Here is a 9,877-nt window from a genome sequence, read left to right as displayed (position 1 = left end):
TTTTCTCCACCAGCCGACGCACCAACGTTGCTAATTGTTCTGCACTATCTGTCACCGCTAACGATGCCGCTTTTTCTGCCATTTGCTGGAGAATTTCTGGAGATTTGAGCAAATAAGATACCTTACTTTCTAATAATTCGGCGCTAAGTTCAGATTGAGGAAAAACCAGAGCCGCCCCTTTTTGGGCAAAACTAGCCGCATTAAAGCTTTGGTGATCTTCTGCGGCGTAAGGATAAGGAATTAAAATAGCCGGTGTTCCGGTTATCGCTAGTTCGGTTAACGAACCCGCACCCGCCCGACTAATGGCTAAATTCGCCCGTTGCAGTAGCGCTGCCATGTTGGTGTAAAATGGCAGTTCAATATAGTGGGGATGCTTTAAGGTGGAAGCTTCTGGGTCTTTTTCCCCAGTTAAATGGACTATCCAAGCGCCCAATTCAAACCAAGTCTTGGCGCATTGACGCACGAGTTGATTCACGCTAACTGCCCCTTGGGAACCGCCAACGACGACAATTAACGGTACATCGTCAGGAATCGGTAAGTCTAACGGCTGAGGCTTATAGAAATCAGCCCGAACAGGTGTACCAACGGTGACGGTTTGGGCTTTGGGTAAATACTTAGAGGCGGCGTCAAATCCGAGCGCCACCTGATCACACAAGGGACTCAGCCAGCGCGTAACTTTTCCGGGAATGGCGTTGGATTCATGTAAAATGACAGGCAATCCCTGTAACCGTGCCGCGACGATCGCAGGTCCTGCAATATAACCGCCTGTGGTAAACAGAGCATCAAATTGCCGAGTTTGGATCAGTCGCTGCACCTGGCGGATGGAACCCACAAGACGCCCAAAAACGCGAACCGTATTTAGCCCCAAGGGTTTCTGAAAGCCTTCAACCGGAATCGTGTGCAGGGGATAGTGTTGGGGAATCACCGATTGTTCCACCCGGTTCGGCACGCCCAGCCACTCAATTTGGTACTCTGGTAACTGTTGAGCTAACGCCAGCGCCGGAAATAAATGTCCTCCTGTGCCACTGGCAGCAATCAATAAGCGAATTGGAGTGTCAGCCAAGGTCGTTGTTCCTCCTAAAGGCGACTCTTATGTCGAGTTAAAATCGAAAATTGGCAGTAAATTGGCGAATATACCATCTTATCTGTCCAATTGGAAGCCAATTTCTTTATATAAACTATTTCCTACGATGCCCCTAATGCACAATCCGGTCAATTTATTTCGTCGCGTTTCCCGTTCCTTGAGTGTACTTTTCACGGGAGATAGAAAACCTCTCTCCAAACCTCTCTCCTGCAAGGAGAGAGGCTTTGAATTCTCCCCAAGGTTTGAAAAGTCAGGTTCCTTGAGCGCGAAAACCAAGGCGTATTCCCTGAACGGGTCAATGATTTTGCTCTTCGCCCTGGGTTTAACCCTGGGATGGGCAAAGGCGACAAAAGCCGAAGATCCCGCAACCGCCCCACCTCAGATAAAAGAACTCCTGGCGCAAATCGATGCAGCAGCAAATCGCCGGGATGTGCAGGGTGTGATGCAGTTCTATAGCCAGGATTTCAAACATTCTGACGGTTTGACTCACGCCCAGATGGAGGAAGCCCTGAAGCAACTGTGGGAACGCTATCCTCAATTGACGTATCGCACCGAGTTACAGTCTTGGGAAAATCAAGGGGATGGGATTGTGGCGGAGACAGTCACCACCGTAACCGGAACTCAGCCCAACGACGGTACAATGATGAAACTCGAATCCATGTTGCGATCGCGCCAACGTTACGAAAACCAAAAAATCGTCTTCTCGGAAATATTGGCAGAACGTTCCCAACTCACCTCTGGCGTCAATCCTCCCAACCTGCAAGTGATTTTACCGGAACAGGTGCGTATTGGTCAGTCGTTTAACTTTGATGCGATCGTCCAAGAACCCCTAGGGGATAATCTACTATTGGGAACCGCCTTAGAAGAACCGATTAATGGCGATCGCTACAGCCAACCCAGTGACTTTGAATTGGATTTACTATCCGCAGGCGGAATTTTTAAAGTGGGACGAGCGCCCTTAACTCCCCAGGATCGCTGGATTTCAGCCGTTTTGATTCGGGGTGATGGGATGACGATGATTACTCGACGTTTAAATGTTGTTGAGCGGTGATTTGTCATTCGTCATTCGTCATTTGTCATTTGTACAGTCGGGGCGGGTTTAGTTACATCTGGGTGTAACCGAAAAGATAATAGTGAAACCCGCCCCTACATAATCTCCCTTATCTTCCTCATCTTCCCCATCTCACAGACGTGCCATGGCACGTCTCTACAACCCTAGCTCGCCCATTTTGGAGAACCAACGGTGCATCTAAAAAATCTGTTACCGAACTATATCAATGGCAAATGGTGTCCCTCCAGCGCCACTGAATCACTTCATGTGGTTAATCCGGCTACCGTTGATGTTTTAGCCCAAGTCCCTTTATCGCCTCAAGATGATGTTGACGCGGCGGTGGAGGCGGCGGCGGTTGCTTTCTCCGATTGGCGGCGGATTCCTCCACCAACCCGAGTCCAATATCTGTTTAAACTTAAGGTTTTATTAGATGAGAATTTAGACGACTTAGCCCAGACGATTACCTGGGAATGCGGGAAAACCCTCAAGGAATCAAAAGCTGAATTACGACGGGCAATTGAAAATGTGGAAGTCGCCTGTGGAATTCCGATGCTAATGCAGGGATATAACCTAGAAGATGTTGCCCGAGGGATTGATGAAATGATGATTCGTCAACCTGTGGGAGTAATAGCGATTATTGCGCCGTTCAATTTTCCGGGTATGATTCCCTTTTGGTTTCTACCTTATGCGATCGCCTGCGGGAATACCTGTATTGTTAAACCTTCGGAAAAAGTCCCGTTGACGATGCAAAAGGTGTTTGAGTTGTTAGAAGCGACGGGATTACCTAAAGGGGTAGTAAATCTGGTGAATGGGGCAAAAGCGGTGGTGGATGCGATTTTAGAACACCCCACGATTCGCGCCATTAGTTTTGTCGGATCATCCCCGGTTGCACAGTATGTATACAGCAAAGGCGCTGCCCACGGCAAGCGGGTGCAATGTCAAGGAGGGGCGAAAAATCCCCTGATTGTCCTCCCTGATGCGGATATGGAAATGACAACTCGAATTGCTGCCGATAGTGCCTTTGGCTGTGCGGGACAACGGTGTCTGGCGGCGTCTGTGGCGGTTACGGTGGGGGAAGCACGGCATAGTTTTACTGATGCGATCGCGTCTGCGGCTGAAACTCGCGTCGTCGGCTATGGGTTGGATGAAGGGGTGGAAATGGGACCGGTGATTAGCCGTGACAGTCAAACCCGAATTGAGGGATTGATTCAACAAGGCGCGGATGAAGGCGCCAAGGTATTAGTAGACGGGCGCAAGGTCAAGATTTCCGGGTATGAGCAAGGGAATTTCATTCGACCCACAATTCTGGAAAATGTCAACCCCGACAGTTCTCTATCTCAAACGGAAATATTTGGTCCGGTGTTAAGTCTAATGCATCTGGACACCATTGAAGACGCGATCGCATTAGTCAACGGGGGTCAATGGGGAAATATGGCATGTTTATTTACCAGCAGTGGTGCCGCAGCACGACAGTTTCGGTATGAAGCCGAAGCCGGAAATATTGGCATTAATATTGGCGTAGCGGCACCGATGGCATTCTTTCCCTTTAGTGGTTGGAAAAATAGTTTTTATGGGGATTTACATGGACAGGGGCGACAAGCTGTGGAGTTTTTTACTCAAACAAAAGTTGTGGTAGAACGCTGGTTTAAAGATTGGTCTCGTCAGTTCTAAAGGAACCTCCAACCAACCATTATCAAGAACCATGGCGACTGGAAGTCACAGCAAAATTGTAGTGGCATGGCACACCTTAATTGATGAATTAGAATCACGCCCCAAAACCGTAGGGGCGCATTGCGTGCGCCCGATTCAATGGTAAAATCTATTCCACAATTTTAGCTGTGCCACGCCAGTAGGGTGTGTTATACCAAGTTGCAGTCTAATATAGAACTTTCTTTTTCTCCCTATCTCCCTATCTCCCTCTCACCCCCTCACCCCATCTACTCTATCTGGTATCTTTGAACGCAACTTGGTATTAGTGGCACACCTAAAGGGCGGGTTTTGTTGAGCAGTTATTGGTAACCACCCTAATTAAGCGGCTAAACCCGCCCCTACAAAACTTATGACCCTTTGCTTATTACTTATGATGTCAAATATTTATGTACTTGCGCCAAACGATTGGTTAGGGATAGCACTCCGACTCGGTATTGCTTTGCTGGTGGGAGGAATTATCGGCTTTGAACGGGAAATTAAAGATAAACCAGCCGGACTTAGAACCCATATCCTAGTTAGCTTTGGTTCGGCGTTCTTTACCCTGATACCCATATTAATTGGTGTTGCTGAACAAAGTGCAGATGCACTTCCGCGCGTGATTCAAGGCATTATCGGTGGCGTAGGATTTTTAGGTGCAGGAGTGATCGTACAAGAATCTCAGCCGCAGCGACAAGGATATAGAATTCGAGGACTGACAACAGCGGCGGCGGTTTGGGTGTCATCAGCGTTGGGCGTTGCGGCGGGGTGTGGGTTATGGGGTTTGAGTTTAATTTCTGCTCTATTTATTTTACTGGTTTTGAGACTGTTTAAAAAAATTGAGCCGAGTAGCTAGCACGCAAAAATGTTAGCTGACAGTCGTTTCCAGATTAGTTGACTACAGACCCAGATTGAGCCGAACAGCAAGTGGATACATTTTTGTATTCCATCGGGAAAAGTGCTAAAGTAAAATAAGTGAAATACATTTCGGATCGGATTGGACAAAGGAGATAATCGATGAGCAAGCTGAACAGCCAATCCAAACCTAGTACAGCTTTAACAGGGTTTTTAACACCGCCACAGCAACTATTGACCTATTTGGTTGGGGCTGTATTCCTTAGTTTACTCTTATCAAGTTGTACAGTTTTTTACCTAGATACTTCACCACGCCCAACCCAAGAAGAGACATCGACTAGAGAGAGGATTGCGGAAGGCGATAGCGCCGATTATGATACCACTGTCCAATCCGATGCCATAGCACAATTGGAGGCAAAAGTTCATCAGCGCATCAATGAAATTCGTCAGCAACGTGGTCTCAATCGCCTACAAATTAACGATGAATTGGCGAAACTGGCTCGTAGTGATAGTCGTAAAATGGCACAAAGCAACCTTTTATCACCTCTGGGAATTAAAGGAGGATCTTTAGAAAAAAGGGCACAAGCGGCGGGGTTTTCTTTTGAGCATATTGCTGAAAATTTTTCCTTTGATAAATTCACCGATACTTCTCCTTCTGCGTCATCAATAGTCCAAAAATGGATGGATAACGAGGGGCAACGCGAACATATTGTGAAGTCTGACTTCCACGAGACAGGTATAGGAATTTGGCGAGAAGATGATCGCTACTATATTTCGCAAATTTTTATAGAAAAAGACGATAAATAGATTTTAATAATAAACCAAAATATCAAGTCATATCTCATACTACTAAATCTCTAATTTGAATCCATTTCCAGGTAATTCAGCTATCATCTAGGATTAGATAATGCCTAAAAATAGTGTGCTAAAACATTCCGTCAAAGCCCCAAATCGATGAACCCATATTTTCATCATCAGTTCCTAAAAATATTCCTCCGGCTGTACCAGGTACGAGTTCAATTGCCTCTACTTTGTGATAATTCAAGTAATAAATAGGAATCAATGCCTGATTTTGACGAAATACGATACGATTATCCTGTAGACTAAAACCACCTACTACGTAAACGGCGGATTGGAAGGGTCCATCGTTACCCTTATCTGAAGCCGAGGTAATGTAAACAACACCTGCCGAATCAACCTTTATATCAGAAATATGGCGAACATTATCCACCGGAAACGGGACGGTTAAACTGGCTGAACCTTGAGGCGTAATCTCATTAGTTTCCAAGTCCAAAACTCCCCAGTACAGGACTCCGGGTTCTTCATTGTTACCTCGATGCGCCCAAACCGCGAGCAGCTTATCATCAATTTGTTGCAAGGCAAATCCTTCTAGGTTAGTCCCTTCCGGCAAATTGGGCAAATTAAATACATTTAAAACAGACACATTCTGATGATTGCCATTGAGCCGGAAATGATAGACTGTTCCCGAACTGGTTAACGCCATAAATGTGGGTTCCGATTGTCCAGGAACAGCCGTGAGTGCTTCTAAATCTACAGGTAAAGGTTGGTTTGACCAGTTGATCGGGAAATATTCAGGGGCTTGTTCGCCTGTAACCCTGATCATCGCCAGACGCCCTTCCCCTACCCCTTTATTGTCATGAACGATGAGAAACGAGGTGGAACCCTCTTGCTGTTCGAGGAGTACCATACCACTAATCCCAAACAGGATACTACCACGCACAGGACGCCAGGGTTGTGCCTGAACGGGTTGGGCAAATGGCGCAACCGTTAGGGTAACGCCTAAAATGACAGTTAGAGCTAGGGTGTTGAGTGCTTGCATTCCGATCATTATGGCAGAAATCAATGACACCCTCAATTTCCCCCTGTGCCTATCCGGCAAAAGGAGTAACCGCTCAAGCTTCCAGAATAATCTGCAATTAGTCAGAGGGGAAAAGTCACTCTCTTGATAGATTCACAAAGAACTGTTTGGAGCGAATGTAGATTAGTGCAATAAGTAAAACGCTAAAAATAACGTTTTACAAGACTTCTATCTAACCGTTAACGAGTTAGATGGTTGAGTTGGCTGCGATAATCAGCAGCAACTTTCGTTCTAGAAATAGGAATAATACATGTTAAATCAAGGAGACTCCATCCCCTTATGGACTAAACGCACAGGAACTTACCTAGGAGCGATCGCATTCGCTCTAGCCGCTTTGCTCCTTCCTGGCTGCACTACTGATAACGAGGAAATTCAGGAGGGAAAAACCAACGTTACCACCGAGGACGTTGCTGAAAATACCGAAGACATCATCGGCAAAGAGGTCACGATTAGAAACACAGTCGAACGACAAGTGGGTGACCTTGGCTATGTCGTGCAGGCGGACGATTTGGGCGGCGAATCCATTCTGATCCTGAATGTTACAGAAGCTCCTTTCCAGCTTCCAGAGGAGCAAGAGATGCCGATTCAAGTAACGGGTGAAGTCGCGCAATTTATGATTGCCGATATCGAAACCGAATACGGTGTAGAGTTAGGTGACGAATATGCTGAGTATGAAGATCAACCTGTTATTATCGCTGCATCCCTCGCCCTTGCTCCGACTCCTGAAGACTTAGCGGAAGCGCCGACAGGCTATTTCGACAAAGTTATTGCTGTCGAGGGTGATGTTAGAGATATTTACTCTCCCAGTTCAATCTCTCTATTTGAAGAGGGTTGGATAGATGATATCGGCGTTTTAGTGATCGGTGTCAATCGCAATCTTAAAGCTGAAGATAGCGTTGTTCAAGAAGGCGAAAGAGTCGTCGTGACGGGTGTAGCGCGTCAGTTTGACCCGAAGCTGTTGCAGGATTCTGACCTCGGTTGGGACGCGCAAAAGATTGAGGAGTTTGGGTCGAGATATACAGACAGACCCGTTATCGTAGCCGAAGATTTCTTTCCTTCTGCTGTCGATAATAAATAACAATTTTGTTCTGAATGATGAAGTGTGACATTATTATGCTTCTGTCTTCGTTCAAAGTGCTTTAGTCACAACAAAGAAAAAGGGCTAAGTCAAGCCTAACGTTGTTTAATTTATTCAAAGGAGCAGTAATGCTAGAAAAAGAAAAGTTTGTCCCCGAAAGCCGTGAATACAAACGTGTTGTTGGTATTTTCCCCAAGCGCGAAAATCTGCAAAATACGATCCAGGCGCTCAAGGATGCGAATTTTGATATGGAGAGAGTCTCTCTCTTAGCGCGGAATATCGAAGACGTTGAAGGTGCCAAGGAAATTACCGAACGACAGGGGAATGAAGCCAAAGAAGGAGCCGGTATAGGTGCGACTACGGGTACTCTTCTTGGTGGTGTCGGTGGTTTCTTGATTGGCGTCGGTGTATTGGCGATTCCTGGTGTTGGTCCAATCCTCGCCGCCGGAGCTGAGATAGGGGCGTTAGGCTCAACCTTAGCCGGAGCCGGAGTTGGTGCAGCAACAGGTGGTATTGTTGGCGCTTTGATTGGTCTGGGTATTCCGGAAGAAAGAGCCAAGGTGTACAATGAGCGCGTCAAAGCCGGCGACTATTTATTGATGGTCAGCGGAAGTGATGAGAAAGTAGAACATGCTGCCTCAATTATGCGCGATCGCCATGCGGAAGAATTGGAAATCTTTGAGGCGCCTGAGCAGGTTGAACATGAGCATGAAGAAAACGTTCACCTGAAAGAAGAACATGTAGAAAAGCATGTAGAAGAAAAGCCTGTGTCTACGGTTAAGCAGCCGAAGACAAATGAGCGAGAAGTTGTTCAAGCTCACGATCTAGAAGGCGATAATGATCCAGACGTTGTTATTGTTGATAAGCGCAAAAAAGCTCGATAAGTTGGCTCAATAGTCTTACCAACCTAACCCCCAACCCCTTCCCTACCAGGGAAGGGGAGCAATTTTAATCTGTCCCCTTAAAACCTAGGCTGAGTAAACTCTGATCAATATCCTCTACTTTGGCACAACCACTCAACGCCATTGCTACATCCAACTCATCCCGCAACAACTCTAAGACATGCTGCACGCCAGCTTCTCCCGCCACCGCTAATCCCCACAACACCGGACGTCCTATCAACACCGCTTTAGCCCCCAATGCTAAGGCTTTGAGGACATCTGTGCCACGGCGAATCCCTCCATCCATAAGCACATCGACTTTATCACCTACAGCCTTAACAACTTCAGCAAGCGCATCAATTGACGCGATCGCACCATCCAATTGTCTACCCCCATGATTGGAGACAATCACAGCTTTTGCCCCATGTTCTACTGCCCGCAGCGCATCATCGCCCCGTAAAATTCCTTTAACAATAATTGGCAATTTTGTCAAGGACTGTAACCATTCCAAATCCTGCCATGTCAATCCGGGGTCAAGCTGTTGGATAAAATAGGCAAATAATCCCGATTCGCCGACGATTTCCGGAATATCTCGATGGACTAAATTTGCCAACTGCATACCCATGGGTAAGGTAAACTGATTGCGTTTATCCTTTTCTCGACACCCCAAAACAGGCGCATCTACGGTGAGACAGAGGGCGCTATACCCGGCAGCTTGAGCCCGTTCAACTAAGTTTTGAGTCAAAGCGCGATCGCGATGCACATAGAGTTGAAACCATAATGGAGAATGACTATCCGTCTGAGATTCCGACTGCACCTGTTTGGATGTCAATGCTACCTCTTCTAACGGTTGAGTGGACATGGTACTCAATACCATCGCTGATCCCAGTTTAGCCGCTGCCTTTGCTGTTACGATTTCCCCTTCTGGATGAGCTAAACATTGAAATGCCATCGGTGCAATTAGAATCGGTAGGGAGAGAGATTGCCCTAAAACCGTTGTACTTAAATCACGCTGACTCACATCAACTAACATGCGGGGGCGAAGTTTGAATTTCTCAAACGCTGTCCGATTATCGCGCAACGTTATCTCATCCCAAGCGCCACTAGCATAATAATCTAGCGCCATGCGAGATAACTGCTGATGGGCTAATGATTCGTACTCAAAAAGGTTAATCGGTTGAGTCATACTATCAGGGAACAGGTAGATGAGGGAGATGGGGGAGATGAGGGAGCAGGGGGAGATTATGTAGGGGCGGGTTTCACTACTATCTTTTTGGTTACACCCAGATGTAACTAAACCCGCCCCGACTAAATGACAAATGACAAATGACAAATGACAAATGACAAATGACAAATGACAAAT

Annotated in this window: 9 protein-coding genes; 6 read left to right on the top strand and 3 right to left on the bottom strand. The window is 46.6% G+C overall.

Going from position 1 to position 9,877, the window contains the following annotated elements; translation table 11 throughout:
- Positions 1–1,063 (bottom strand): undecaprenyldiphospho-muramoylpentapeptide beta-N-acetylglucosaminyltransferase (murG, locus tag ACLFWI_RS19680; RefSeq protein ID WP_446414313.1); only part of this gene is annotated, 1,063 nt, incomplete at its 3' end.
- Here murG and ACLFWI_RS19675 point away from each other — a divergent pair.
- The 4 genes from ACLFWI_RS19675 (at position 1,053) to ACLFWI_RS19660 (ending at position 5,483) form a co-directional block, all read left to right on the top strand.
- Positions 1,053–2,135: a YybH family protein gene (locus ACLFWI_RS19675; protein WP_446414312.1), complete on the top strand. Its 1,083-nt coding sequence runs from the start codon at positions 1,053–1,055 to the stop codon at positions 2,133–2,135. The two genes, murG and ACLFWI_RS19675, sit on opposite strands and share 11 nt — an antisense overlap.
- A 192-nt stretch (positions 2,136–2,327) precedes the next feature.
- On the top strand, positions 2,328–3,806 hold the full coding sequence (locus ACLFWI_RS19670) for a CoA-acylating methylmalonate-semialdehyde dehydrogenase (RefSeq protein ID WP_446408791.1): 1,479 nt from the start codon (positions 2,328–2,330) through the stop codon (positions 3,804–3,806).
- A 409-nt stretch (positions 3,807–4,215) separates the two neighbouring features.
- Positions 4,216–4,677 (top strand): MgtC/SapB family protein, encoded by a 462-nt coding sequence (locus ACLFWI_RS19665; protein ID WP_446414311.1) that lies wholly within the window; start codon positions 4,216–4,218, stop codon positions 4,675–4,677.
- A 161-nt stretch (positions 4,678–4,838) separates the two neighbouring features.
- Positions 4,839–5,483 (top strand): CAP domain-containing protein, encoded by a 645-nt coding sequence (locus ACLFWI_RS19660; protein ID WP_446408789.1) that lies wholly within the window; start codon positions 4,839–4,841, stop codon positions 5,481–5,483.
- A 118-nt stretch (positions 5,484–5,601) separates the two neighbouring features.
- On the opposite strand, the gene ACLFWI_RS19655 is transcribed toward ACLFWI_RS19660, so the two are convergent.
- A complete protein-coding gene (locus ACLFWI_RS19655; RefSeq protein WP_446414310.1) occupies positions 5,602–6,516 on the bottom strand; it encodes a hypothetical protein in 915 nt (304 codons plus the stop codon).
- 289 nt (positions 6,517–6,805) lie between these two features.
- On the opposite strand from ACLFWI_RS19655, the gene ACLFWI_RS19650 reads away from it, so the two are divergent.
- Positions 6,806–7,633, top strand: coding sequence for a hypothetical protein (locus ACLFWI_RS19650; protein WP_446408787.1), 828 nt, complete (start codon positions 6,806–6,808; stop codon positions 7,631–7,633).
- A gap of 128 nt (positions 7,634–7,761) precedes the next feature.
- Positions 7,762–8,517, top strand: a complete 756-nt coding sequence (locus ACLFWI_RS19645) for a histidine kinase (RefSeq protein ID WP_446408786.1) — start codon at positions 7,762–7,764, stop codon at positions 8,515–8,517.
- A gap of 64 nt (positions 8,518–8,581) precedes the next feature.
- Here ACLFWI_RS19645 and ACLFWI_RS19640 read toward each other — a convergent pair whose 3' ends face one another.
- The gene (locus tag ACLFWI_RS19640) at positions 8,582–9,700 is read right to left on the bottom strand and encodes an alpha-hydroxy acid oxidase (protein WP_446414314.1); all 1,119 of its coding nucleotides are present in this window, start codon (positions 9,698–9,700) and stop codon (positions 8,582–8,584) included.
- Positions 9,701–9,877 lie beyond the last annotated feature (177 nt).

The organism is Coleofasciculus sp. (assembly GCF_046539235.1).
Taxonomy (GTDB): Bacteria; Cyanobacteriota; Cyanobacteriia; order Cyanobacteriales; family Coleofasciculaceae; genus Coleofasciculus.
The sequence above is the reverse complement of the archived record's forward strand: the minus strand, read 5'-3'. Positions and strand labels throughout refer to the sequence as shown.

Bases quoted from the DNA above. Each gene is read 5' to 3' on its own strand.
- ACLFWI_RS19665 (WP_446414311.1), top strand. From the start codon at position 4,216: ATGATGTCAAATATTTATGTACTTGCGCCAAACGATTGGTTAGGGATA.
- ACLFWI_RS19660 (WP_446408789.1), top strand. From the start codon at position 4,839: ATGAGCAAGCTGAACAGCCAATCCAAACCTAGTACAGCTTTAACAGGG.
- ACLFWI_RS19655 (WP_446414310.1), bottom strand. From the start codon at position 6,516: ATGCAAGCACTCAACACCCTAGCTCTAACTGTCATTTTAGGCGTTACC.
- ACLFWI_RS19650 (WP_446408787.1), top strand. From the start codon at position 6,806: ATGTTAAATCAAGGAGACTCCATCCCCTTATGGACTAAACGCACAGGA.
- ACLFWI_RS19645 (WP_446408786.1), top strand. From the start codon at position 7,762: ATGCTAGAAAAAGAAAAGTTTGTCCCCGAAAGCCGTGAATACAAACGT.
- ACLFWI_RS19640 (WP_446414314.1), bottom strand. From the start codon at position 9,700: ATGACTCAACCGATTAACCTTTTTGAGTACGAATCATTAGCCCATCAG.